The following is a 25,381-nucleotide window of genomic DNA, read 5'->3' on the forward strand; positions in this document are numbered from 1 at the left end:
TGGTCCTCGTAGGATGCGATAACGGGCGGCATAATGGACCGGCGCCCCTCCGGCCATTGCGGAGGCGGCGACCACTAGAGCGAGGGAAGCGACATGCCGGAACGGCAGCCAGGTGGCCGCGACTCCGCCCTGGCCACACCGGCGCGCCGGCAGGGTCTGCGTGAGGCTGTCGGATGGTGCAGATTTAAAGAGGCGTTACAGTACCGTCTTTTACTTCTGACATACTTGCGCGTTGAACTGCTTTTGGAGGGACGCCATGCCTGACGTCGTCAAAGTGCGTGCCGCGACAAACAACGAAGTCGCGTTCCTTTCCTGGGATGTTGACGGGATGATCCCAGGCTGCCTCGGTTTCGAGATCGTGCGCCTCTATCCCGATACAGGCGAGGAGCGTTGCCTTGCGTCCTGGGTGCCCTTCAAGGGTCAGCGCAATCCCCGATGGATTCCTCAGGATACCGGTGTCTGGCCGGTGCAGAAGACATTCTGGCGCGATCTGACTGTCAGGCGCCGCCGCGACAGCATAGACGTCAGGCCGGACGGCGAAATGATCGCCTACCGCGTGCGTCCCGTTGGCGACATGAAGGCGGGCCTCGATCCCGTGCCGGTGCGCCCCGATCAGGTCGTCGACGGCAAACCCGCCTATACCGGACCGGCGCGACCCCTTGGCTATCTTGGGCAGGGCGCGGTCAGTCCGCCAATCTTCCTGGGCCAAATGTTCGGCAAGGCACGCGTTGCCTTCACTAACGGCGTGCTTTCGACGCAATGGATGTCGCATGCGCTGGCGGAAGCCGGCATCAAGGTCGGCCAGCGCGACAAGATCAGGGCGCTGCTGCAAGACCCGACCAGCAAGATCCGCGCCTATCTGCATGGCGACGTGCCTGACGTGCTGACCAGCCTGTTGAAACGGGCCAAGGCCGAAGGCGGCACGGTCAGGCTTGCGCTCTATGAGCTCGGCGACGACGAATTGTGCGACGCCATCATCGCAGCCAGGGATGTAGTCGAAGTCATCCTCTCCAATTCCGGCAGGGATGACCAGACCAAGGCCTGGGATGCCGGCAACGCACCCTACAGGAAGCGTTTGCACGATGCGGGCGTCGTGGTGACGGACCGCCTGTTCAACAACAACCATATCGGCCACAACAAGTTCGTCGTCTACCGCGACACCCAGGGCAATCCGCAAGCGGTCATGACCGGCAGTACCAACTGGACGTCGACTGGCATATGCGGCCAGTCCAACAACGCTTTTGTTCGCGACGATCCGGCGATGGCGGAGGTGTTCGACGCCTATTGGGAACGCATGAAAGCCGATGTGTTTCCGCCACCGGCTTCCGAAAGTGCTGCCGGCCACGTCGCGCAGACGCAGGGCGTGCCGTTCCGCAAGGAGAACCACATGCCAAACCCCCTCAACGGCGCCTCGGTGGGGTTGGACGGCATGACGGTGTGGTTTTCGCCCAACGACCCGAACCGCAACAAGAAGGACATTTCGGTGCGTCCGGTCGACCTCCAGGACGTCTTTGCCCGCATCAAAGCGGCGAAGCGGGCCGTGCTGTTCCTGGTGTTCAACCCTTCGCTGCTCGGCGAAAATTCGATCGTGGACCAGGCGGTTGCGGCGGCGAAAGCCGATCCGAACCTCATCGTGCAGGGCGCGATCAGCGACGAGACGGCCATGCCCAACTATGTCGCTCCCACCAAGGATCCGGTCACCCACAAGTCGAACAAGGACGGCAAGTCGCCCTTTGTCTGTCCGGAGAAAGTCTGGGAGGCCCCGAATGTCTCCATCGTACGGGCGGCGAACCTGACCGGGGCCACGATCGCGACGGATTTCCAGGCCGAAGTGCTCACCGTCGGCCACGCGATCGTGCACGATAAGATCGTTATCATCGATCCGATGGAGGACAACGCCACCGTCATTACCGGCAGCCATAACCTCGGTTACAAGGCTTCCTACGAAAACGACGAGAATCTGGTCATCGTGGAAGGCGACAAGACCTTTGCCGCGGCCTATGCCGTGCACATGCTCGACGTCTTCGACCACTATAAGTTCCGGGCCTGGCGCAGGACGATCGGCAAGGGCCCTTCCGATGCTGACGGGATTGCCATCGACGACAAGTGGCTGAAGCCCTATGCGGACGGCAAGAAAGGCGCAATCGCCCGCTACTTCCCGTAGCCATCGCGTTCTGTATCCAAGGTTCGTTCATCCGGGCCGATGGCGTCGGCCGGTCGGTCGATTTCCTTGGTGCAAGCGGATCTCCGGTTCGGCTCTTCCTTTCCTCTGGTCGAACCAGTAGCTAGTCGTGCTTGCTGGCCGATGGCCGCATTGACATGGATGACGGCATGGTCGCGACCGGCTCGAGCGAAGGCGAAGCGGGAACGCAATGGGCGGCGCTCGCGGGCGTCACCGCCGCATTAGCCATGTTCGGAGCGGCGCAAGGGTTGAGCTCGCCGCTGTTTACGCTCCTGATGCAGAAGCAAGGCATGTCGCCCGCCCTGATCGGCTTGTCGGCGGCGATGATGCCGGTTGGCCTGATTCTGTCGGCCTCTTTCGTGCCGGCTGCCGTGCGGCTGGTCGGGGCGCGAAACCTGGCGGTTGGCTGCTCGCTGATTGGGGCGATGTGCTTCCTGGCCATCTTCTGTCTGCAAGACTGGGTTGCCTGGTACGTCATCCGATTCATCATCGGCATCGTCATCAACCCGCTCTATGTGCTGGGCGAAGTCTGGGCGCTGTCGCTGGCGCCGCCGTCGCGGCGCGGGCGAGTGATGGGCGTGTTCAACACACTGATGGGCGCCGGCTATGCCGCCGGCCCCTTTACGCTCACTCTGGTCGGTATCGAGGGCTGGGCTCCCTTCAGCGTCGGCATCGTCGGTTTCCTGCTCTGTGCCGTCATTTTGCGCCTTGTCTCCTCGAAGCTCGCCGGTTTCGAGGATGACGGCCAGCCTGCCGGCAGCTTTGTCGGTTTTGCCCGGCTGGCGCCGGCGCTGCTGCTGGCGGTGCTGGTCTCGGCCGCCGTCCAGCAAAGCACCTATGCCCTGGTTCCCGTGTTTGGGGCCGGCTATGGCTTGCCCGAGGCGGTGCTCGCCGCGCTGGTGATGTCGCTGTCGCTGGGCAACATCCTTCTGCAGATCCCGCTCGGCCTGCTCGCCGAACGCTTCGGTGGCCGACCGATGATCCTGGCCTGCGCGGTGGCGACGACCGTTTGCGCTGTTCTGCTCCCGCTGCTGATTACCACACAGCTGATCTGGGGCGTGCTTCTGGTGATGGGCGCGGTGGGCTACGGTGTCTATACGATGGCGCTGGTCGAACTCGGCAGCCGCTTCAGAGGTTCGCTGCTGGTCACCGGCAATGCGGCGTTCGCCTTGCTATGGGGTGTCGGCGGTATCGTTGGTCCGCCGGGCGCGGGCCTGCTGATGCAGGCGATCGGGCCGGTGGGTTTGCCAACCGTGATCATTGGCCTCGACGCTTTGCTGGTCGCCTTCGCGCTTTATAGATCGGCCAGCCGCGCAGGCTCCTGACAGGGTTTGGCTGGAGCCGGGCATCCGTCCGGGCCGCGGGGCTTACCGCCGCCGGGCCGAACCGCTAAGTCTGCAACCGCGACAGCGTTATGGATCATGGACCTGGTGGACACGAGAAGCGACGAGACGATGCGATGGGCAGCGATCACCGGTGTGATCGCGACCGTGTCCGTTTTCGCCATCGCGCAGGGCCTGTCCTATCCGCTGCTGAGCTTCATCCTGCAGCGCCAGGGTGTCTCGCCCGCGATGATCGGCCTGTCGGCGGCGATGACGCCGATCGGGTTCATCGTCTCGTCGCCAATTATTCCAGCGCTGGCGAGGCGGTTCGGAGCAGGGCGCACGGCCCTCACTTGCGCGGCGCTTTCAGCTGTCGTGCTGGCGCTGATCGGCTGGACGCAGAACGTCTATCTCTGGTTTCCGCTGCGCTTGCTGATCGGCGCCGTGACCAACCCGCTCTATGTGCTCAGCGAAATCTGGGTAATCGCGCTGGCGCCGCCGGCCCGGCGCGGCCGCATCATGGGCCTCTATTCGACGATCATTTCGGCCGGCTTCGCCTCCGGCCCGCTCTGCCTGCTCGCCGTTGGCACAGAAGGCTGGCCGCCGTTCCTTGTTGGCATTGGCGCCTTCGTGCTCTGCGGCATCTGCCTGGCGTCGGTTCTGCCACGGCTGCCCAGAGTAGACGAGGCCGGGCATCAGGTTTCGGTGATGGCTTTCATGCCGCTCGCATGGCTGCTTCTGTCGGCGGTGGTCGTAGCCGCGGGCTTCGAGCAGGCGGTGCTGGCGCTGCTGCCCGTCTACGGCACGCATCATGGCATCGCGGAGGCTCGCATGTCGGCGCTGCTGTCGGTCATGATCGCCGGCAACATCGCCATGCAGGTTCCGCTTGGCCTGCTGGCCGAGCGGCTGACGGCCCGTCTCGTGCGCTTCATCTGCGTCCTGCTGACGCTGTTTGGCTGCGTGCTTTTGCCGATGCTGATCGACACGCCGCTGATCTGGCCTTGCGTCTTCGTCTGGGGAGCTGTGTCCTACGGCATCTACACGATGTCCATCATCGAACTTGGCGAGCGCTTCACCGGTTCGGCGCTGGTTGCCGGCAATGCGGCATTCTCCCTGATGTGGGGTGTCGGCGGCATTGTCGTCCCGCCGCTAGCGGGCGGCATAATGGATGTGACCGGTGCGAGCGGCCTGCCGCTGACGCTCGGCGCGATCTGCGCCGTGCTTGCGTTGGCGACGATTATCCGTCGGCGGGTGCGGTGAAGCAACGCCGCAAGGGCCGCGAAAGGCCGTATCGCACCTTGAATGTCAGCGCCGCCAACGCAATGTAGGCGAAGCCGTTCAAAATCCCGGAGACCTGCATGACCGCTTCGACGACCAGAGCCCAGCCCTTTCAGAAGACCGGCGATCCCTTCCTCTGGCTGGAAGACAGGACCAGCAAACAGTCGCTCGACTGGGTGCATCGCCAGAACGAGGTCACTGTAGCGGAATTGCAGGGCGACCCATCCTACCAGGCGTCGTTCCACACGGCGCTCGACCTGATGACGGCCGAGGACAATATCGCGGTTGGCGCGGCGATCGCCGGTCATGTCTACAATTTCTGGCAGGACAAGACCAATGCGCTCGGCCTGTGGCGCCGCACGACGGTCGCTTCCTACAAGACCGACAAGCCCGACTGGGAGACGATCATCGACTTCGACCAGCTGGCTGGGAAGGAGGGGATAAAATGGGTGTTCGGCGGCGCGGTCAGGCTCTACCCCGATTTCAACCGCTGCCTGGTATCGATGTCGCCCGATGGCGGTGACGCCAGCGCGATGCGCGAGTTCGACATCGCGGCCAAGTCCTTCGTGGAAGGCGGTTTTCAGGCACCGGCCTCGAAATCGGGCTTCGGCTGGCTGGACGAGGATACGGTCATCGTCTCGGCCGCTTTCGAAGAGGCCGACAAGACAGAGTCCGGATATCCGCGTGTGGTCAAGCTCTGGAAGCGGGGCACCAGGCTGGAAGAGGCGACCCCGATCTTCGAGGGAGAGATCGAGGATCTTGCCGTTGGCGCCGGTGTCGAGTTCGACGGCGAGAAGCGTCACCTGTTTCTGGCGCGGACACTCAATTTCTTTGCATCGCACAGTTTCCTGCGGCTGCCTTCGGGCGAGAACCGCCGTATCCCGCTGCCCGACGACGTCACCGACACCTCGCTCTTTAGGGATCAACTGGTGTTCGGGGTGCGCACACCATGGACGGCGCCGGACGGCACCGCATGCCAGCCGGACGGGCTTTACTCCTTCGACTTCGCGCATTGGATCGAAGCCGGCGGTTTTGGCGCCATCGAAACCTTATTGGCGCCGGCGCATCGGGTTTCCATTGCCGGGCTCGCCAGAACTCAGGACCGCCTGTTCATCAGCTTGATGGACAATGTGCGCGGCAAGGTTCTCGTCTGCGACCGCGAGCGCGGCGCCTGGTCGCTGAAACCCGTCGTGCTGCCTGAAAACGGCACTGTCGGCATCAGCCATGCCGAGCATTTCGGCTCCACCGTCTCCTTTTCCTTCACCGATTTCCTGACGCCAAGCTCGATCATCTGGTCCGATGACAATGGCGAGACGCTGGCGACCGTGAAATCGCAGCCGGCCCGCTTCGATGCCTCGCCGCTGATCTCGGAGCAGTTCGAGGCGCGCTCGAAGGACGGCACGATGATCCCTTATTTCGTCGTCAGGCGGCGCGACCAGAACGGTCCGGTGCCGACGCTACTCTACGGCTATGGCGGTTTCGAAGTGCCGCTGTTGCCCGGCTATGCCGGCGTGCGCGGCAGGCTGTGGCTGGAGAAAGGCAATGCCTATGTGCAGGCCTGCATTCGCGGCGGCGGCGAGTTCGGACCGGCTTGGCACCAGGCGGCGCTGAAAGGCAAGCGCCAGAACGGGTTTGATGATTTCGCGGCAGTGGCGCAGGACGTCGTCGAACGCGGCATAGCAACGGCTCAATCGCTCGGCATCCAGGGCGGCTCCAATGGCGGCCTGCTGACCGGCGCTTCCCTGACGCAGCATCCCGAGCTTTTCGGCGCCGTCATCATCGAGGTGCCGCTGCTCGACATGCTGCGCTACACCGAATTGCCGCCGGGCGCTTCGTGGATGGCCGAATATGGCGATCCGTCAAAGCCGGAAGACGCCAAGTGGCTTTCCGCCTATTCACCCTATCAACATGTCAAGGCCGATGCCGCCTATCCGCCGGTGCTCTTGACGACCTCGACCGCCGACGACCGGGTCCATCCCGGCCATGCGCGCAAGATGGCGGCCCGCCTGCACGAGGCAGGACATGGCAGGACGCTGTTCTTCGAGGAGACCGAGGGCGGACATGGCGGGCGCGGCGACCGCCGGCCGCAGGCGGCGCAGACGGCGATGAAGTATGTCTTCCTGCAGCGGGCACTGGGCGGAAAAGCCTGACCTCATTCCATGGCACCCCTGAGCAAAGGGTGGTTCACCTCGACCGCCCTTTGCTCTAAGGTACCTTCATGGCTCTCGCTACACTATCAGCTCGCGCATTCCGGGTCGCGGTGACACCGTCGTCACGCACGCTGCGCGCCGAGCTTTTGCGGCTGTGCGCCCGCATCGGCTATTCGCCGCCTGCCGTCCTCTGACGAATTCGCCCCGGCACCGCCGGAATGATTTCAGAGGAAAGACCAGATCAATGACCTATCAGAATTATTCGCTGAAGCAGCTTCAGCAGATCGACGCCGCGCATCACCTGCATCCCTTCACCGATCATAAGGAGCTGCGTGAGGCAGGCGCGCGCGTCATCACCCGCGCCAATGGCCCGTTCATCTACGATTCCGAAGGGACGGAACTGCTGGACGGCATGGCCGGCCTGTGGTGCGTCAATATCGGCTACGGCCGCGACGAGCTGGCCGAGGCCGCCTATGCACAGATGAAGGAACTGCCTTACTACAATTCCTTCTTCAAATGCTCCACGCCGACGCCGGTGCTGTTGTCGAAGAAGCTGGCCGAGATCGCACCACGCAACGTGAACCAGGTGTTTTACGGCTCGTCCGGTTCGGAGGCCAACGACACCGCCTTGCGCCTGGTGCGCCATTACTGGGTGCTTGAGGGCAAGCCGGAGAAGAACCGCGTCATCTCGCGCAAGATGGCCTATCACGGCTCGACCATTGCCGGCACTTCGCTCGGTGGCATGGATGCCATGCACAAGCAGCTCAACGGTGCGGTGCCCAACATCGTCCATGTGATGATGCCCTATGCCTACGAGCTGGCTCTGCCGGGCGAAAGCGACCACGATTTCGGCCTGCGCGCGGCAAAGTCCGTCGAGGACGCCATCCTCGAGGCCGGTGCCGACAAGGTCGCGGCCTTCATCGGCGAGCCGGTGATGGGCGCTGGCGGCGTCAAGATACCGCCGACGAGCTACTGGCCCGAAGTGCAGCGCATCTGCCGCAAATACGATGTGCTTTTGATGCTGGACGAGGTCATTACCGGCTATGGCCGCACAGGTGAGTGGTTCGCGGCGCAGACCTTCGGCATCGAGGCGGACACCATCACCACGGCCAAGGCGCTGACCTCGGGCTATCAGCCTCTTTCGGCGCTGCTGGTTGGCGACCGCATTGCCTCGACGCTGGTCGAGAAGGGCGGCGAGTTCAACCATGGCTACACCTATTCGGGGCACCCGGTGGCTTGCGCCGTGGCCTTGAAGAACCTGGAGATCATCGAGAGGGAAGGGCTGGTCGACCGTGTCAGGAACGACACCGGACCTTATTTCGCTAGCGCGTTGCAGGAGCGTATTGCCGGGCATGATCTGGTCGGCGAGGTGCGCTCGATCGGCCTGATGGGCGCGATCGAGATCGTCAAGGACAAGGCGACGAAGGAGCGCTTCCTGCCGTCGGGGAGTGCCGCGGTGACGGTGCGCGACCACGCGATCGCCAACGGCATGATGCTGCGCGCCACCGGCGACACGATGATCCTGTCGCCGCCGCTGATCTGGACCCGTAATACGATCGACATGGCTTGCGAGCGCATCGGCAAGGCGCTCGACCTGGCACAGGCGGACCTGCGCAAGCGATAGGAGCAAACCTCGATTGGGCGTTTTTGCGAAGAAACGCCCAATCCCGGAAATATGCGCTATGAGCGGGAACGAATTTCGCCTTCGGCGCGTAATGTAAGGGGCGGCCGATCCGGCCGCGACAGGGGATTGCCCACATGAGAAAGACCGGCAAAAGCCGACGCGTGCAAGAGGCGGCCAGCCTTGGCGCGGACCTGATGCTGGCGCCGCTGGTGGTGATGATGCGGCTGCCGCTGATGGCCATGGAGGCGCGAAGCGGCGAGCCCTGGAGCGCGGAGACGGCAATGGCTGTCAGCGAGAAGACCGTCGCCATGGCCGAGGGCGCGCTTGCGGCGCAAATGTCTTTCCTGCAATCGGCGTCACGTTTCTGGCCGGAGGTTCTCTCGGGTCGAACGCCGTCGCTGTTCAACGGCGTCGCGGCCGAACGGTCGATCAGCGCAGCGCTGAAGCCGGCCGGCCGCGCGGTGAGGGCAAATTTTCGCCGCCTTTCCACAAAGGGTTGAGGCGGAAGCCCCGGAACTTTTTTGCGCATCGTCGAAGTCTTGCGCTAGAACCAATCGGCATACACGCCGATGGGGAACAACATGGCCGGACAACCGCTCAACCAACCGGCTGAAATTCCAGCCGAACTCGATCGCTGGAACTGGGGCGCCTTCTTCCTCAACTGGATTTGGGGCATCGGCAACAGCACCTTCATCGCGCTGCTGGCGCTGATCCCCGTCGTCAACCTCATCATGATCTTCGTGCTCGGCGCGCGCGGCAGCCGCTGGGCTTGGCAAAACCGGGCTTGGCGCGACGCCGAGCAGTTCCGCAAGACGCAGCGCAATTGGGCGATTGCCGGCCTTGCCGTATGGGTGGTCAGTATCGGCGGTTGTGCGACGATGGTCGGCAGCATCCCTTTCGTGCTCAAAGGCAGCGACGCCTACCGCATGACCATGGACGCCGTCCGCACCGATGTTCGGGTCAAGGCCGCCATCGGCGACGATTTGGCCGACAATTTCTGGGTCGGCGGTCATCTCAACGTCAATGCAAATGGCGCGGGCGACGCCCAGTTCAGCATTCCCGTCCACGGCGCCAAGGGCAAGGGCACCGTATATTCCCATCTGGTTCGCAATGCCGGCACATGGAGCACGCGCCTGCTCGTGGTCCGCGTCGACGGCGTCGATGCACCGATCGTGCTGACCAATGAAGACCATGTGCCGATCCCGGGTGCGGCGATCGGAATATAGACGGATCGTCGGTAATAAAGGGGCCGGAAATGCAAAAACCGCGCCCCATCGGGAACGCGGCTTTGCCAGATACGCATGGCGTTTCGCTACCAAGACACTTGCGAAACTTACGGGCTCCGGTACGCGAGACCTGATCCGGAGCGCCGGGCGGATGCGATATGTCCGCCTCGCAATCTGTTTTATAGGGACATCGTTACCGCGGAGTTATCGAGAGCTTAAGCAAATCTAAATTTGCGGCCCTTGGTCCGAAGAACCCGAAAAAAACTAAACCAAATCCGCTGCTTACGCCGAGTTGCCGCGCAGAAAATTTATTATGCCGGAGAAATCGGCGCCGCCATGGCCCTGGGCGTTGAAAAGGGCATAGAGCTGCGCCGCTTCTGCGCCAAGCGGTGTCATCGCGCCCGCGCCAAGCGCTGCTTCCTGCGACAATTTCAGGTCTTTCAGCATAAGAGCCGCCGCAAATCCGGGCTTGTAATCCCTGTTGGCGGGCGAAGTGGGAACCGGGCCAGGCACGGGGCAATAGGTGGTCAGCGACCAGCACTGGCCCGACGAGGTCGAGGCGACGTCGAACAGCGCCTGATGCGACAGGCCGAGTTTTTCCGCCAGCACGAACGCCTCGGCGACGCCGATCATCGAAATGCCGAGGATCATGTTGTTGCAGATCTTCGCCGCCTGTCCGGCGCCGTCACCGCCGCAATGGACGATGCGGCCGGCCATCGGCTTCAGGATCGGCTCGGCGGCCGAGAAAGCATCGTCGGCTCCCCCAGCCATGAAGGTCAATGTACCGGCCGTGGCACCACCGGTGCCGCCCGAAACCGGCGCGTCGATGGACAGCAGGCCGTGCTTTGCTGCAATCGTATGCGCCTTGCGCGCCGATTCGACGTCGATCGTCGAGGAATCGATGAACAGCGCGCCGTTCCTGGCCTTGGGAGCAATGTCCCCATAGACCGACAGCACGTGCTTGCCGGCCGGCAGCATGGTGATGACCACGTCGGCATCCTTCACCGCCGCGAGCGCATTGGCCATAACGACGACGCCATGTTCGCGCGCGACCGCGAGGTTTTCCGGCATCAGGTCGAAACCGTGCACGGCATGCCCAGCCTTGACCAGGTTTGCGGCCATCGGATTGCCCATATTGCCGAGGCCGATGAAGGCGATCGTCGTCATAGTCTCTCTCCCGGAGTTTGCTGGCGTCAGCGGCCGATCAGGGCGCGCGCGATGATGACGCGCATGATTTCATTGGTGCCTTCGAGGATCTGGTGCACCCTGAGATCGCGCACCAGCTTCTCGATGCCGTAATCATGCAGGTAGCCGTAGCCGCCGAGCAGTTGCAGCGCGTCGTTGGCGACGTTGAAGCCGGTGTCGGTGACGAAGCGCTTGGCCATTGCCGACCATTTACCGGCGTCCGGCGCCTTGCGGTCGAGTTTGGAGGCCGCCGCATAGAGGAAGATGCGCGCCGCCTGCAACTCTGTCTCCATGTCGGCCAGCCTGAACTGCAGGGCCTGGAACTGGTTGATCTTCGAGCCGAATGCCTTGCGCTCGGCGGTATAGGACAGCGCCTTGTCGAGCGCCGACTGGGCGCCGCCCAGCGAACAGGCGGCGATGTTCAGCCGGCCGCCGTCGAGCCCGGCCATGGCGATGCCGAAGCCGGCGCCTTCGCCCGACAAGAGGTTCTCCGCCGGCACCTTGCAATCCTCGAAGATGACCTGGCGGGTCGATTGCATGTGCCAGCCCATCTTGTGCTCATTGGCGCCGAAGGAGAGGCCGGGCGCATCCTTGGGCACGACGATGGTGGAGATGCCTTTCGGGCCGTCGGCGCCGGTGCGCACCATGACGGCATAGACATCGCTGTCGCCGGCGCCGGAGATGAACTGCTTGGAGCCGTTGAGGATGTAATCGCCGCCGCTTTTCGCCGCGCGCGTCTTCAGCGCCGCCGCATCCGAACCCGAGCCAGGCTCGGTCAGGCAATAGCTCGCCAGCCATTCCATGGAGGTGAGCTTCGGCAGGAAGCGCTGGCGCTGCTCATCATTGCCGAACCGGTCGATCATCGAGGCCACCATGTTGTGGATCGAGATGAAGGAGGAAAAGGCCGGGTCGGCGTGCGACAGCGCCTCGAAGATCAGCACGGCGTCGAGCCGGCCGAGCGCGGAACCGCCGACATCGTCCCTGACATAGATGCCGCCGAGGCCGAGCGGCCCCGTCTCGCGAATCACATCGGCGGGGAAATGTCGCCTGCGGTCCCAGTCGAGCGCATTGGGCGCCACGCGATCGGCGGCGAAGGCCCGCGCCATCTCCTGGATGGCACGCTGTTCCTCATTGAGTTCGAACTGGCTGGTGCTCGCATCGACCGCGGCGTCCATGGCGTGCTCCCTGTAGGCTGGCCAGCTAGCCCGCTGGCCTGTCGTTTTTGGCTTTGCGCGCGCATCAATCTAGACCAATGATGCCGCCGCGCAACCCGACCTATCGCGGAGCGGCTGTGCACCAATGCATGCCCGGAGCAAGATGTGACGACAAAATTCGATGAGCTGCTGGAAAAGTTCCACGCCTATCTCGCTTCCGTCCATGACGCTCTGGTGCGCGACGCCGTGGCACGCACAGGTTGGGACATGCCGGCCCGAAAGTTGGAGCCGCATGCGCTTGGCTGCCTGCGCCATCTTGATCGCGGGGCCGGACTGGCACCGCCGGATGCGAGGCCGCTGGTGCGATTGCTGGCCGAGCAGCGCAACGAACTGCATTGGGGACAGACCTACACCGAGGCTGATTTCGGCAGGGCCTTCATCGACAATTACGGCTGGCTGGAAATCTTCGGCACGCGTGGGCACTTCGTCAACGAAGAGGCTGCCGCCGGGCTGCTGATTCTTGGACCCGGGATCGTCTACCCCGACCATCATCACGTCGCCGAGGAAATCTATATTCCGCTGACCGGCGGTACGGAATGGCGCATGGGCGAAAGCGGTTTTCGCAGGCGGGAGGCCGGCGAGGTCGTCCACCATGCCTCCAACGTCAACCATGCCATGCGAACGGGCAAGGAGCCGCTGCTGGCGCTCTATATCTGGCGCGGCGGGCCGTTGGCGCAAAAATCCACGATCACCGGCACCGCGACGCAGGTCAGAGGCTGATGGCCAGGGCAATCATGCTGCAAGGCACAGGGTCGGATGTCGGCAAGACGGTGCTGGTCGCAGGCCTTTGCCGCGCCGCGAAAAAGCGTGGCCTGAAGGTGCGGCCATTCAAGCCGCAGAACATGTCGAACAACGCCGCCGTCGCCGATATCCCCGGCGACAACAACCATGGTGGCGGCGAGATCGGCCGCGCGCAATGGCTGCAGGCGATCGCCTGCGGCGTGCCGCCATCGGTGCATATGAACCCGGTGCTGCTCAAGCCGCAGACCGATGTCGGCGCGCAGGTCATCGTCCAGGGCAAGGTGTTCGGCGAGGCGCGGGCGCGCGACTACCAGGCGCTGAAGGGCCGGCTGATGGATGCAGTGCTGGAGTCCTGGGGCAAGGTCGGCGAGGGCGCCGACCTCGTCATCGTGGAGGGCGCCGGCTCGCCGGCCGAAATCAACCTCCGCAGCCGCGATATCGCCAATATGGGCTTTGCCACGCGCGCCGATGTGCCGGTGGTGCTGGTCGGCGACATCGATCGCGGTGGCGTCATCGCCTCGGTCGCGGGCACGCATCTGATCCTGCCGCAAGAAGACCGGCGCATGATCGTCGGCTATCTCATCAACAAGTTCCGGGGCGATGTCTCGCTGTTCGATGACGGCATCAAGGCGATCGAGAAGTTCACCGACTGGCGCTGTTTCGGCGTCGTGCCGTGGCTGAAGGCTGCGGCACGGCTACCCTCGGAAGATTCCGTGGTGCTGGAGCGGCTGGCATCCGGCGAGGCGCGCGCGCTCAAGGTGGCGGTGCCGATGCTTGGCCGCATTGCGAATTTCGACGATCTCGACCCGCTCAAGGCCGAACCGCAGGTCGAAGTGGTGTTCGTGCCGCCGGGAAAGAAGCTGCCGCCCGATGCCGGGCTGGTGGTCATTCCCGGCTCCAAGTCGACGATCGGCGATCTCCTGAAGTTTCGCGAGAATGGTTGGGATCGGGATCTTGCGGCGCACCGCAAGCGCGGCGGCCATGTCGTCGGCATCTGCGGCGGGTTCCAGATGCTCGGCCGCATGGTACGCGATCCCGACGGCATCGAAGGCTCCGTCATGGAAGCCGAGGGGCTCGGCCTGCTCGATGTCGAGACGGTGATGGAGCCCGAAAAGACGGTGCGCAATGTCAGCGCGCGCTCGATCCAATTCGACCTGCCGCTCGAAGGCTACGAAATCCATCTCGGCAGCACCACGGGCCCCGACACCAGGCGGCCGTCGGCGATCATCAATGGCGCCGAGGATGGCGCGATCTCGGCAGACGGCAAGGTGATCGGCACTTACATGCATGGCCTGTTCGGCGCCGACGGCTTTCGCGGGAAATTCCTCGAAAGCCTAGGCATCAAGGGCGGTGGCCTCGACTATCGTGCCGAAGTCGAGCGGGCGCTGGACGAAGTCGCGGCCGAGCTGGAGACCCATCTCGACTGCGACGCGATTTTTTCGCTGGCGCGTTGAAGGTCAGGCCTTCTCGCTGGCCTTCGGCCAGTACGTGCCGAACGACCAGACATCTCGATTGGCATTGCCCATCCTTCCGCCAAGCGAATCTAGCAGAGCCCGCATTAGAATCAAAAACGCCCGGCTTGGCCGGGCGCTCTCAGTCCCCGCTTGTCGAGGGAAACTTGTCAGGCGCCGCGCATCAGGCAGCCGGCGGCCAGCACGATGTAGGCGATAAGCACAATCCACACCGATGCGATCGGAATGAACGCAAGGACGCCAAGCGCGGCAAGAATGCCGATGATGGCGATGACAACGGAGATGATGAAAACAATCTGGGTAGGCGCGCTGAGATTCATGTCTGGCTCCTCCAACATGATTCGAACATCAGCATTGTAACAGGCGCGTGATTACAGACCAATCATGACGCGCAACGGGTTGGCCGGATCGGCAAGCAGCTTCACCGCCAGAGCCACGCAGACGATGACCAGCAGCGGCTTGATCAGCTTGGCGCCGATGCGCATGGCCAAGCTCGCGCCGACGCGGGCACCGAGGAACTGGGCGACGCCCATCATCAGGCCAATCTTCCAAGATATGACGCCGACGGCGGCGAAGATGATGAAGCCGCCGATGTTGGAGGCGAAATTGAGCAGTTTGGTGTGCGCCGTTGCCTTGAGCACGCCGTAGCCGGCGAGCGTCACGAAGGCCAGCATGTAGAAGGAACCGGCGCCCGGCCCGAATACGCCATCATAGAAGCCGATGGCCGGCACCACGGTCACGCCGAACAGGAAGGGCGACAGGCGCTCGGCCCGGTCGACATCGTTCATGTTGGGCTTGAGCGCGAAGTAGAGCGCAATGGCAATCAGCACCAGCGGCAGGGCCGCGCGTAACAGGTCGCCGGGCACGATCGTGGCCAGCAGTGCGCCGATGGCGCCGCCAGCGAGGGCAAGCAGCGCCGATGGCAACTGCCGGCGCAGGTCGACATGGCCTTTCGAGGCATAGTGGATCGTCGCCGACCCGGAGCCGAACATGCCTTGCAGCTTGTTGGTTCCAAGCGCCTCGACCGGCGAAAAACCGGCGAGCAGCAGCGCCGGAATGGTGATCAGCCCGCCGCCGCCGGCAATCGAATCGACAAAGCCCGCGGCAAAGGCGGCGAAAGCGAGCATGGCGATGGTCTGGGCGGTGAGGTCGATCATCTGATATGTCGAGATGTCCGTCGGCTGCAGCGCGCGTTCGACCACGGCCACCCCGTTTGCGCAAGGCCGATTCCGCGCTAATTCTGTTGACGAGGAATCGGAAAGGGGCCGTTCATGGCATTCGCATTGCTGGACCAGATACGCTCGATCTTCGACGGCGACCCGGGCGTGCGCAAGGTCGCGGACGATCCCGTCCTGTCGGCGGAACTGCTGATGCTGTTCCGGATGATCCTGGCCGATGGCACGGTGAGCGAGAGCGAGATGATCGCCTTCCGGCGCATCTGCAAGGATGCTTTCGGCATTCCGGAAACCAGCATCGACGCGGTCATCGAATATCTCAACGAATTCGGCTACGAGACCAACGGCTCGCAGGCGATCGCGCTGTTTCGCGACCTCGACGTCGGGCGGCGCAAGCAATTGGCGCAGCACATGGCGGAAATCGCCAAGGCGGATTCGCAACTGGCCGAGACCGAGGTGCGCCTGTTGCGCCGCACGCTCGATTTGCTCGACATCAGCCCGGTCGATGTGGTGAAGCCGGAAGAGTAGCGGGCGGATCGGCAACTCACCCTTGTTCCTGCATCCGTTTCGCGATCGCCCGGCGCAGATCCGGCGCCGCAGCGACAAGCGCCTTGGCCGCCTCTGATTGTGGCTGATCGAGCACTTCGCTCGTCCTGCCGCGCTCGACGATCTTGCCGTCATGCATGACAAGCACCTCATCCGTGATGGCGCGGGCGACGGCCAGGTCGTGAGTGATGAAGAGATAGGCGATGCCGAGTTTCTGGTTGAGTCCGGCGAAGAGGTCCAGGATCTGTGCACGAATCGAAACATCGAGCGCCGAGACCGGCTCGTCGGCGACAACGAGCTTGGGGCGTGTGATGATGGCGCGGGCGATCGACAGGCGCTGGCGCTGGCCGCCGGAAAATTCGTGCGGATATTTGTCCATGTCGCGTTGGTCGAGGCCAACCTCGTGCAGCGCATGCGCCACCATCTCGCGGCGCTCGGCGCGCGTCGGTTTTTTCTCCAGGACATGCAGGGGTTCGGCGACCAGTTTTTCGACCTTCTGGCGCGGATCGAAGGAGCCGTAGGGGTCCTGGAAGACAACCTGCATATCGCGCCTGGCCGGCTTCAGCTCGGCCTCGCTCCTGCCGGTGATGGGTTCGCCGCGAAAGCGGATCACGCCCGAACTCGGCCGGTCCAACGCCAGGACCATGCGGGCAAGGGTCGACTTGCCGCAGCCGGAGCGGCCGACCAGCGCCACCGACTGGCCCGGCGCCATCGACAGGGAGACATCGTCGACCGCACGTATGTCGGGCGCGCGCCTGAACAGCGCGATGCGGCGGCCGGGGTAGTCGCGGCTGACGCCCTCAACCTGCAGCAAGGGTTGGTCCATCCCGACACGATGAGGCTTGGCGCGCGCCGGAACATGCATCGAGGCCTGCGCCAGCTGGCGCGTATAGGGATGGAACTGTTCCGAGAGCGTGCGGGCCGTGTCGCCGGCGTCCATCACCTCGCCATGGCGCAGGATGGTGATGCGGTCGGCCATCTCTGTCACGACAGCGAGATCATGCGAGATGAGCAGCAGGCCCATGCGGTTCTCCGCCACGAGATCGCGCAGGAGGTCGAGGATCTGTGCCTGCAGCACCACGTCGAGCGCTGTCGTCGGCTCGTCGGCGATCAGCAGCTTCGGCTTCAGCGCGCAGGCGATGGCGATGACGACGCGCTGGCGCTGGCCGCCCGACAATTCGTGCGGATAGCGCGACAGCGGGAATTTCGCTTCGGGCAGGCCGACGCGGTCGAGCATTTTTCGCGCCCGCTCCTCGGCGTCGGCACGGCTCGCCCCGGTGTGCCAGCGTATGCCTTCGGCGACCTGTTCGCCGATCGTCTTGACCGGATTGAGCGCCGTCATCGGCTCCTGGAACACCATGCCGATGTCGTCGCCGCGCAAGGCACACATCTGGTCCTCGGTCGCTCCGAGAATATCGATGCCGTCGAATGTGATGCGCCCGGTGGCTCGTGCGGCATGGGGCAGGAGCCGCATCACCGTCAGCGCGGTCATCGATTTGCCGGAGCCGGATTCGCCGACCAGCCCCATCACTTCGCCGGGCGCGACGGAGAGCTCCATGTCTTTCAGGATCCGTGTGTCGCCGATGACCAGCGACAGATTATCGACTTCGAGCAGGCTCATCGCTGCCGCCGCGATTTCGGGTCGAGGATGTCGGCGATGCCGTCGCCCAGAAGATTCAGGCCGAGCACGGTGACGACGATCGCCATGCCGGGGAAGATCGCCATCCAGGGCGCCACCACCATGCGCGTCTGGGCGTCGAACAGCATGCGGCCCCAGCTCGGCATCGGCGGCTGAGCGCCGAGGCCGAGATAGGAAAGCCCGGCTTCGGCCAGGATGCCCAGCGCGAACTGGATTGTGCCTTGCACTAGGAGCAGCGTGGCGATGTTGGGCAGCACGTGTTCGATCGATATCTGCGTGCTGCTCTTGCCGGCGGCGCGCGCGGCAAGGATGAATTCACGCGGCCAGACGGCCAGCGCGCCGGCGCGGGCGACGCGGGCGAACACCGGAATGTTGAAGATACCGATGGCTATGATCGCGTTGACGGCGCCCGGCCCGAAGATGGCTGTTATCATGATGGCCGACAGCAGCGCGGGGAACGCGAAGACGAGGTCGTTGATGCGCATCAGCGCCTCGTCGACGAGGCCGCCGCGCGCGGCGGCGAAGGCGCCAAGCGGCACGCCGACACCCATGCCGATCCCGACGGCGACCAGCGCCACGGCGATCGAGTTGCGGGCGCCAACCATGATCATCGACAGGATATCGCGGCCGAAATGGTCGGTGCCGAACCAGTGCGCCAGCGAGGGACCTTGCGTCTTGTCCGCTATGACGAGCCTCGTCACATCGAAGGGTGTCCAGACATAGGAGACGACAGCCATCGCCAGGATCAGCACGGTGATGACGAAACCGGTAACGAAAGCGGTGTTCCCAAACGCCTTGACCAGGATGCCGCGGAACGTCTCGTCGGGGATGTCGATGCGCAGCGTCATTGCCGGGTCCTCAGGCGGGGATCGACCACCGCATAGGAAAGGTCGACGACGAGGTTGACGGCAATGACGGCGGCGACCAGCAGCATGACGACGCTCTCGACGACGATCAGGTCGCGCTGGGTGATCGCCTGGAACACCAGCCGGCCGAGTCCGGGCAAATAGAAGACATTTTCGATGATGATGGTGCCGGCGAGCAGGAAGGCGAACTGCAGGCCAAGGATGGTCAGCACCGGGATCATGGCATTGCGTAGCGCGTGCCGCCACAGCACGGCTCGATAGGGCAGGCCCTTGGCGCGGGCGGTGCGGATGTAATCCTCGTTGAGCACCTCGATCAGCGCCGAGCGGGTGACGCGCGCCAGGATCGCCGCTTGCGGCAAGGCAAGCGCCACCGCCGGCAACAGCAGCGATTTCAGTGCCGGCCAGGCGCCGGCGCCCCAACCAGGAAAACCACCGGCCGGGACCAGACGCAGCCAGACGGCGAAGACATAGATCAGCATCAGCGCGAACCAGAAATTGGGCACGGCAACGCCAAGCTGCGCGACGCCCATTGAAATCGTATCGCCGGCCCGTCCGCGCCGGCTGGCCGAAAACAGGCCGACCGGAATGGCGATCAAGGTGGAGAGCGCGAGCGCGATCAGCGCCAGCGGCAGCGAGACGGCCAGCCGTTCACGCACGAGATCGATGACCGGGACCGAGTAGGTATAGGAGCGGCCGAAATCGAGGGTGAGCAAGCCGCCGGCCCAGTGCAGGTAGCGCAGTACGATCGGCGCGTTGAGGCCCATCTGGTTGCGCAAGAGTTCCACTTGGTCGGCACTGGCGTTCATGCCCAGCATCAGCCGCGCCGGATCGCCGGGGAGGATCTCCAGCACGGCGAACACCACCATCGAGGCAAGCACCAGCGTGGCTAAAGCGACGGCGAGGCGCTTGAGGAGGTAGGCGCTCATGGAAGGCGAGGGAGTGGCGCGCGCACCACGAACCTCACTCGCTCCACTTCACCTTGGTCAGGTCATTGGCCTGGATCGGCGCATTTTCCCACAGGCCTTGCAGCTTGGCGTCCCAGACACCGACCTTGGGCAATTCGTAGAGGAAGCCGACCACGGCGTCGTCGGCCAGGATCTTCTGCGCCTCGCCAAGCAGTTCCTTGCGCTTGGCCTCGTCGGAGGTGAGGTTGAGGTCGGCGATCACCTTGTCGAAGGTCGGATTGTCGTAGTTGAAGTAATAGTCCTTGCGCGCATAGATATCGATGTCGTTGGGCTCGGTGTGGGAGACGATGGTCAGGTCGTAATCCTTCTTGGTGAACACCTGGTCCAGCCACTGCGCCCATTCGACCGGGATGATCTCCAGGTTGATGCCGACATCGCGAAGTTGCGAGGCGATGATCTCGCCACCGAGCCGTGCATAGCTGGGCGGCGGCAGTTTCAGCGTTGCCTTGAAGCCGTTCTCCAGCCCGGCCTCCTTCAGCAGTTCCTTGGCCTTGTCGACATTGTGCGGATAGAGGCCGGTGAGGTCGGCATAATCCTTGTTGGCCGGCGACATATGCGAGCCGATCGGCAGGCCAAGGCTGGCCGAGGCGCCGTCGATGATCGCCTTGCGGTCGAGCGCGTAGGAGATCGCCTGCCTGACCTGCAGCTTGTCGAAAGGTGGCTTCTTGTTGTTGATCGAGAGGATGGTCTCGCCTTCGGTCGAACCGATCACCACCTTGAAACGCGGATCGTCCTTGACCTGTGCGAGGCTGTCGGGATCGAAGAAGGGGAAGGCCTGGATGTCGCCGGACAAAAGGGCCGGCACATAAGCCGCGGCATCGGGCACGATGCGGAACTCGATCTTGTCGAGGAACACCGGAGCGCCCCAGTAATGGCCAGATTTGACCAGCGTGATCGATGATCCCTTGGCCCAGTTCTGGAACTTGAACGGGCCGGTGCCAACCGGGTTTTCCTTGTTGGTGGCGGCGGATTTCGGCGACACCATCACCGCGTCGCCCCAGCCCATATTGTAAAGGAAGGATCCTTGCGGGTTTTTCAGCGTGACGTTCACCGTCGCCGGATCGATGACATCGACCTTGTCGATGGCCGCGAACAGGCCCTTCTGCGCGTTGACCGAATTGTCGGCGCGGGCACGGTCGAGCGAGAATTTCACGTCATCGGCGCTGAAATCGGCGCCGTCGTGGAATTTGACGCCGGTGTGCAGCTTGAAGGTGTAGACCTTGCCGTCATCGGAAATGGTCCAGCTTTCCGCCAGATCCGGCAGCACTTCGCCATTGGGTCCGATCCGGGTCAGGCCCTCGAAGACATTGGCGTAGAGCACTTCCTTGATCGCCGCAGCGGCACCAGCGGTTGGGTCGAGATGCGGCGGTTCGAGCGGAATGCCGATGACCAGGTCGGTTCGGGCCGCAAAGGCGGAGGTTCCAGCGGCCAATGCGAGAACCGCGGCGGCCAGAATGGTTTTCCACAATCTCATCGTGCAACTCCCCATGCGTTCAGGACACGTGCTCAAGCCGGGCGATAGAAGCGTGATTTCGCGTGGGAGTAAATTGCGTTTCGTGCTGCCAGGCGGGGTGGCGGGGAATGTTTTTGCCGTGCCAGCCCTGTCGGCGGGCCGAAGCTTATCGCGATGCAGGGGTTATCCCGTGGCCGTGCCGCGCAGCAGCACGTTGAGCCCGATCGCCATCACCTTGGCCGATTCCACCATGTCCGATATGCCGACCCACTCGTCCGGCCGATGGGCGAGGTCGAGAATGCCCGGGCCATAGGCGATGCAGTCGTAGATATGCCCGATGCGGGCGATGTGCTTCTGGTCGTAGGTGCCGGGCGAAATGACGTAGTCGGGCTCGCGGTCGAAGATTGCATGAATGCCTTGCGCCACCGCCTTGACGACGGGCGCGTCGCGCTCGGTCATCAGCGGCAGTACTTCCATCAGATCGCGGATCTCGTAGTCGAATTTTTTGCGCTCGCGCTTCAGCCGGTCGAGAATGCCGGTCACTTCGGCTTTGACCGTGGCCAGATCCTCCTCGAGAAGGAAGCGGCGGTCGATGGTCAGACGGCAGGAATCGGGCACGTTGGGGGAGGGCAGGCCAGGGCGGAAATCCTCGGTCTGGCCGCCATGAATGGAATTGATGTTCATGGTCGAGCGCCTGGCGCCTTCCGGCACCACCGGCATGCGCGTGACCTTGAGGTCGAGTGCCGGGAACAGTTCGTCCTCGAATGCCTGCAGCACCGCGCCCATATGGCGCACCGCATTGTCGCCGAGAAACGGCATCGAGCCGTGCGCGATTTCACCCTTGGTCTCGATCTCCGCCCACCAGACGCCGCGATGGCCGAGGCAGATGCGGTCCTTGTTGAGAGGCTCGGGAATGATGACGTGATCGACCCTGGGTTTCGAGAAATAGCCGAGCCCGGCCAGATGGGCGACGCCGCCGAAGCCGCCGGATTCCTCATCGACCGTTCCCGAGATTTCGATGGCGCCGGGAAAGTCGGGAAAGACTTCCAAAAAGGCTTCGACAGCGATGATGGATGCGGCGAGGCCGCCCTTCATGTCGCAGGCGCCGCGTCCATAGACCTTGCCATCCCTGACGATGCCGGCGAACGGATCGACGGTCCAGCCGTCGCCGGCTTCGACAACGTCGATATGCGAATTGAAATGGACGCAGGCACCAGGTGACCGTCCATCAAACCGCGCAACGACATTGATGCGCGGATAGCGATCGGTGTCGCCGGGCGTGCCTTCGGCGCGGATGAACTCGGTCTCGAAGCCGCTCTTCCTTAGCCGCGCACCGATGTAGTCGGCACATGGCCCGTAGGCTTCGCCGGGTGGATTTATGGTCGGAAAGCGGATCAGGTCGGCGGTCAGCGCCACCAACTCGTCGCGCCTGATGTCGATTGCCTTGAGGAGTCGCCCGTTCATGCCGCGAGTTGAGCAGCGATCCCAGTGGTTTTGCAAGCCCGTCGATCAAACCCGTGCAACGTGTCGTTGTGGCAACTATCGCGGGAAATCGTTCAAATTCACTGCTTTGGATTGGCGAATTGGTCAAAGACTGTGTGTTATCTGTCCATCGCCATTAAAAAGGTGAAAAACACGTGATGGCGAGCAGGCAAGGGCAATCAAAGGGGTTTGATCGCATGAAAATGTCATTTCTCAAGGCAGCAGTATTGGTCGTCGCGCTGTTTGGCGCATCGGCCGCAAGTCAGGCCGCCACATTGGTGGCGAACATTGACGTGTCGTCGCAGACAATGACGGTTCGTTATGGCGATTCTGTCTATCGGTGGGCTGTCTCGACCGCCCGTCCGGGCTATTTCACGCCGCGCGGCACCTACCGGCCGCAGCGCACGGCGCGGATGTGGTATTCGCGCAAGTACGACATGTCGCCGATGCCGTACTCGGTGTTCTTCCGTGGCGGCTATGCCATCCATGGAACGGGCGCCGTCAGGCAGCTCGGCCGTCCGGCTTCGCATGGCTGCGTAAGGCTGCATACGGCCAATGCCGCGGCCTTCTATTCGATGGTCCGCGAAGTGGGCTTCGGCAATACGCGCATCGTCGTCACCAATTAGACACTTGAAGACTGTTGGTACTGGCTTTGTTTGCTGGCGGAGGAACTCACGTTCCCGCCAGCGGCTTGCTCATGTGTTTGAGACGGGAGCCGGCTTGGTGCGGTTTTTCCGCCGCCACTTGCTGATCTCCCACCTTTTGTGGAACCACATCCATTGGCCTGGATCCTCTCGGACCCAGCGCTCGACGACGTCGTTCAGCATCTGGGTGGTGGCGTGGACATCGACGCTGCCGTCGGCGGTACGCGGCAGCACCAACTTGTCCTCGATCTCGAGCCGGAAGCGGTTGCCCGGCAACCTGATACAACGCGCCGGATAGACGTCGCAGTCATAGTGGCGGGCAAGGGTGCCGAGCACGCGGTTGCTCTGACAGGGACGGCCGAAGAAGGTCGTGTCCAGGCCGTTGGAGAATTTCTGGTCGACGAGAACGCCGATATTGCCGCCATTCTCCAACACCCCCGCCAGCGCGAACGAGGCACCGGCCATCGAAGGCAGCAAGCCTCCCATGGTGGATCGCCTTGTCGAAAGGATGTAGTCGGCGAGGTAGGGGTTGTTGGGCGGCCGAAACAGCGCCGTGATGTTCATGCCGAAGGTCGCGGCCGCCACCGGCAGCAGCTCGAAATTGCCGAGATGGCCGGTGAAGACGATGTGCGGCTGCTTCTCGGCCGCGATCTCCACGAAATGCTCTGTTCCCTTGACCTCGATACGGCCGGACTTTCCGGCCGCTGGATCATAGTCGAACAGGGCGTCGAGGAAGATGTATTCAGCGGCAAGGCGGGCCATGTTGCCCCACATGTCGGAGGCGATGGCCCGGATTTCGTCCTCGCTCTTTTCCGGATAGGCCTTGCGCAGATTGTCGAGGGCGACCTGGTGGCGTCCGACCCTTGGACCGATGAGGCGTGCGGTGCGGTCGGCAAAATTCAGCGCGCTGTCGACCGGCAGCAGGCGCAGCAGCGACATGATGACCATCGCGAGACGCGCAACAAACCAGTAATTCACCTGGCGCAATTGTCTGCCATAGCGAAATTTCAGATCGCGGCGAAGCTTCTTGAGCACGGAAATCGAGGCTCTAGAGCATGATGCCGAAAAGTGTGAAGCGGTTTTCGGATGACATCATGCTCTATTCCTTGATTTAGAGGCGGATTCAGATTTCAGGTCAATTCGACCTGAAATCATCCGACTCTAGGCGACGCGCAGGATGATCTTGCCGAAAACGTCGCGGCCTTCCATGCGCTTCAGCGCGGCATCGATATCGTCGAAGCCGACCTCGGTGTCGATCACCGGAGCGACCTGTCCAGCGGCCATCTTCTGCATGGCGTTGGCCATGTTCTCCATCCGGCAACCGAAGGATCCGAGCAGTTTCAACTGCTGCTGGAAGAGCTGCATCAGGTTGATCTGAGTCGACACGCCGGAGGTCGAACCGCAGGTCACAAGGCGACCGCCGCGCTTCAGGCACAGCATCGAACCGGCAAAGGTGTCGGTGCCCACATGCTCGAACACCACGTCGACGCCTTTCTTCTTCGTCAGCTTGCGCACGACGCCCTCGAAACGATCGTCGCGGTAGTTGATGACATGGTCGGCGCCGAGCGCCTTGGCCTTGTCGATCTTGTCGTTCGAGCCGACCGTGGTGATGATCGTGCAGCCCATCCGCTTGGCCAGCTGGATGGCCGCCGAGCCGATGCCGGATCCGCCGGCATGGACGAGGATCGTCTCACCGGGTTCCAGCCTGGCATTGTCGAACAGCATGTGCTCGACGGTGCCGAAGGTAACGGGCGCCACGGCGGCCCCGATGTCGGTCACACCGGGCGGGGCGGGGACCAGCAGGCGCGCCGGCAGGTTGATTTTCTCCTGCGCGAAACCGTCGAGATGGAAGCCGTGAACGCCCGAAACATGCTCGCACAGATTGTCGCGGCCTTCGCGGCAGGCACGACAGAGGCCGCAGGTGCGCGCGCCGTAGATCGATACCAATTGTCCGGGCAGCAGGCTGGAAACGCCGGGACCGACCGCCTCTACCTCGCCGGAGGCCTCGGCACCCACGACCAGCGGCAGCTTGCGCTTGGCGAAGGCCATGCCGCGCCAGCCCCAGACGTCGATGTGGTTCAGCGCCACCGCCTTGATGCGCAGCGTCACTTCGCCAAGCGCGGGAGGCGGCGGGGGTGGCAGGTCCACCGTTTCAAGGCGGCGGTCCTCGATAAGTTGCAGTGCGCGCATGGAGCCTGTCGGTTCTGTTAAGCGGAA

Annotated in this window: 22 protein-coding genes; 11 read left to right on the forward strand and 11 right to left on the reverse strand. The window is 63.4% G+C overall.

What is annotated here, in order from left to right; translation table 11 throughout:
• Positions 1 to 256: 256 nt before the first annotated feature.
• The 7 genes from FJ543_RS01885 to FJ543_RS01920 all read left to right on the forward strand — a co-directional run bounded on the left by FJ543_RS01885 (position 257) and on the right by FJ543_RS01920 (position 9,782).
• Positions 257 to 2,164, forward strand: coding sequence for a phospholipase D-like domain-containing protein (locus tag FJ543_RS01885; RefSeq protein WP_140873555.1), 1,908 nt, complete (start codon positions 257 to 259; stop codon positions 2,162 to 2,164).
• 167 nt (positions 2,165 to 2,331) lie between these two features.
• Complete coding sequence (locus FJ543_RS01890) at positions 2,332 to 3,507, forward strand: MFS transporter (RefSeq protein ID WP_140873557.1); 1,176 nt, start codon at positions 2,332 to 2,334, stop codon at positions 3,505 to 3,507.
• Between the two features lie 96 nt (positions 3,508 to 3,603).
• Complete coding sequence (locus FJ543_RS01895; RefSeq protein WP_140873559.1) at positions 3,604 to 4,764, forward strand: MFS transporter; 1,161 nt, start codon at positions 3,604 to 3,606, stop codon at positions 4,762 to 4,764.
• Between the two features lie 98 nt (positions 4,765 to 4,862).
• Positions 4,863 to 6,932, forward strand: coding sequence for a prolyl oligopeptidase family protein (locus FJ543_RS01900; protein WP_140873561.1), 2,070 nt, complete (start codon positions 4,863 to 4,865; stop codon positions 6,930 to 6,932).
• A 244-nt stretch (positions 6,933 to 7,176) separates the two neighbouring features.
• Positions 7,177 to 8,556, forward strand: a complete 1,380-nt coding sequence (locus FJ543_RS01910; protein WP_140714867.1) for an aspartate aminotransferase family protein — start codon at positions 7,177 to 7,179, stop codon at positions 8,554 to 8,556.
• A gap of 134 nt (positions 8,557 to 8,690) precedes the next feature.
• On the forward strand, positions 8,691 to 9,056 hold the full coding sequence (locus FJ543_RS01915; protein ID WP_015317450.1) for a hypothetical protein: 366 nt from the start codon (positions 8,691 to 8,693) through the stop codon (positions 9,054 to 9,056).
• 81 nt (positions 9,057 to 9,137) lie between these two features.
• Positions 9,138 to 9,782, forward strand: coding sequence for a cytochrome c oxidase assembly factor Coa1 family protein (locus FJ543_RS01920; protein WP_015317451.1), 645 nt, complete (start codon positions 9,138 to 9,140; stop codon positions 9,780 to 9,782).
• Between the two features lie 282 nt (positions 9,783 to 10,064).
• Here FJ543_RS01920 and mmsB read toward each other — a convergent pair whose 3' ends face one another.
• Both mmsB and FJ543_RS01930 read right to left on the reverse strand, forming a co-directional pair.
• A complete protein-coding gene (gene mmsB / locus FJ543_RS01925) occupies positions 10,065 to 10,949 on the reverse strand; it encodes a 3-hydroxyisobutyrate dehydrogenase (RefSeq protein WP_140873563.1) in 885 nt (294 codons plus the stop codon).
• 26 nt (positions 10,950 to 10,975) lie between these two features.
• On the reverse strand, positions 10,976 to 12,142 hold the full coding sequence (locus FJ543_RS01930) for an isobutyryl-CoA dehydrogenase (protein WP_140615970.1): 1,167 nt from the start codon (positions 12,140 to 12,142) through the stop codon (positions 10,976 to 10,978).
• 144 nt (positions 12,143 to 12,286) lie between these two features.
• Between FJ543_RS01930 and FJ543_RS01935 the strand changes: the two genes are divergently transcribed.
• Together FJ543_RS01935 and FJ543_RS01940 are read left to right on the forward strand one after the other, a co-directional pair.
• Complete coding sequence (locus FJ543_RS01935; protein ID WP_140661069.1) at positions 12,287 to 12,901, forward strand: dimethylsulfonioproprionate lyase family protein; 615 nt, start codon at positions 12,287 to 12,289, stop codon at positions 12,899 to 12,901.
• Complete coding sequence (locus FJ543_RS01940; RefSeq protein ID WP_140714872.1) at positions 12,901 to 14,376, forward strand: cobyric acid synthase; 1,476 nt, start codon at positions 12,901 to 12,903, stop codon at positions 14,374 to 14,376. Before FJ543_RS01935 ends, FJ543_RS01940 begins: the two co-directional genes overlap by 1 nt.
• Before the next feature lie 167 nt (positions 14,377 to 14,543).
• Here FJ543_RS01940 and FJ543_RS01945 read toward each other — a convergent pair whose 3' ends face one another.
• Together FJ543_RS01945 and FJ543_RS01950 are read right to left on the reverse strand one after the other, a co-directional pair.
• On the reverse strand, positions 14,544 to 14,714 hold the full coding sequence (locus FJ543_RS01945; RefSeq protein ID WP_023769888.1) for a hypothetical protein: 171 nt from the start codon (positions 14,712 to 14,714) through the stop codon (positions 14,544 to 14,546).
• Positions 14,715 to 14,765: 51 nt separating this feature from the next.
• The gene (locus FJ543_RS01950; protein ID WP_015317457.1) at positions 14,766 to 15,551 is read right to left on the reverse strand and encodes a TSUP family transporter; all 786 of its coding nucleotides are present in this window, start codon (positions 15,549 to 15,551) and stop codon (positions 14,766 to 14,768) included.
• 114 nt (positions 15,552 to 15,665) lie between these two features.
• Here FJ543_RS01950 and FJ543_RS01955 point away from each other — a divergent pair, with 114 nt between their 5' ends.
• The gene (locus tag FJ543_RS01955) at positions 15,666 to 16,097 is read left to right on the forward strand and encodes a TerB family tellurite resistance protein (protein WP_015317458.1); all 432 of its coding nucleotides are present in this window, start codon (positions 15,666 to 15,668) and stop codon (positions 16,095 to 16,097) included.
• Between the two features lie 16 nt (positions 16,098 to 16,113).
• Here the strand turns inward: FJ543_RS01955 and FJ543_RS01960 are convergent, their stop codons facing one another.
• The 5 genes from FJ543_RS01960 to FJ543_RS01980 all read right to left on the reverse strand — a co-directional run bounded on the left by FJ543_RS01960 (position 16,114) and on the right by FJ543_RS01980 (position 22,502).
• A complete protein-coding gene (locus FJ543_RS01960; RefSeq protein ID WP_140873564.1) occupies positions 16,114 to 17,736 on the reverse strand; it encodes a dipeptide ABC transporter ATP-binding protein in 1,623 nt (540 codons plus the stop codon).
• Positions 17,733 to 18,602 (reverse strand): ABC transporter permease, encoded by an 870-nt coding sequence (locus FJ543_RS01965; protein WP_015317460.1) that lies wholly within the window; start codon positions 18,600 to 18,602, stop codon positions 17,733 to 17,735. The genes FJ543_RS01960 and FJ543_RS01965 overlap by 4 nt, the downstream gene beginning before the upstream one ends.
• On the reverse strand, positions 18,599 to 19,546 hold the full coding sequence (locus FJ543_RS01970) for an ABC transporter permease (protein WP_140615980.1): 948 nt from the start codon (positions 19,544 to 19,546) through the stop codon (positions 18,599 to 18,601). The genes FJ543_RS01965 and FJ543_RS01970 overlap by 4 nt, the downstream gene beginning before the upstream one ends.
• A 34-nt stretch (positions 19,547 to 19,580) precedes the next feature.
• A complete protein-coding gene (locus FJ543_RS01975; RefSeq protein ID WP_140873566.1) occupies positions 19,581 to 21,059 on the reverse strand; it encodes an ABC transporter substrate-binding protein in 1,479 nt (492 codons plus the stop codon).
• A gap of 162 nt (positions 21,060 to 21,221) precedes the next feature.
• Positions 21,222 to 22,502 carry an acetylornithine deacetylase/succinyl-diaminopimelate desuccinylase family protein gene (locus tag FJ543_RS01980; protein WP_140873568.1) on the reverse strand — a complete coding sequence of 427 codons (1,281 nt, stop codon included), beginning with the start codon at positions 22,500 to 22,502 and terminating at the stop codon, positions 21,222 to 21,224.
• A gap of 215 nt (positions 22,503 to 22,717) precedes the next feature.
• Between FJ543_RS01980 and FJ543_RS01985 the strand changes: the two genes are divergently transcribed.
• Entirely contained in the window at positions 22,718 to 23,146 is a 429-nt protein-coding gene (locus FJ543_RS01985; protein WP_140714882.1) for a L,D-transpeptidase, read from the forward strand.
• A gap of 69 nt (positions 23,147 to 23,215) precedes the next feature.
• Here FJ543_RS01985 and FJ543_RS01990 read toward each other — a convergent pair whose 3' ends face one another.
• Together FJ543_RS01990 and FJ543_RS01995 are read right to left on the reverse strand one after the other, a co-directional pair.
• A complete protein-coding gene (locus FJ543_RS01990; protein ID WP_181171093.1) occupies positions 23,216 to 24,199 on the reverse strand; it encodes a lipid A biosynthesis lauroyl acyltransferase in 984 nt (327 codons plus the stop codon).
• A 126-nt stretch (positions 24,200 to 24,325) separates the two neighbouring features.
• Positions 24,326 to 25,354, reverse strand: coding sequence for a zinc-binding dehydrogenase (locus FJ543_RS01995; RefSeq protein WP_140714884.1), 1,029 nt, complete (start codon positions 25,352 to 25,354; stop codon positions 24,326 to 24,328).
• Positions 25,355 to 25,381 lie beyond the last annotated feature (27 nt).

Source organism: Mesorhizobium sp. B2-5-7, assembly GCF_006440875.1.
Taxonomy (GTDB): domain Bacteria; phylum Pseudomonadota; class Alphaproteobacteria; order Rhizobiales; family Rhizobiaceae; genus Mesorhizobium; species Mesorhizobium australicum.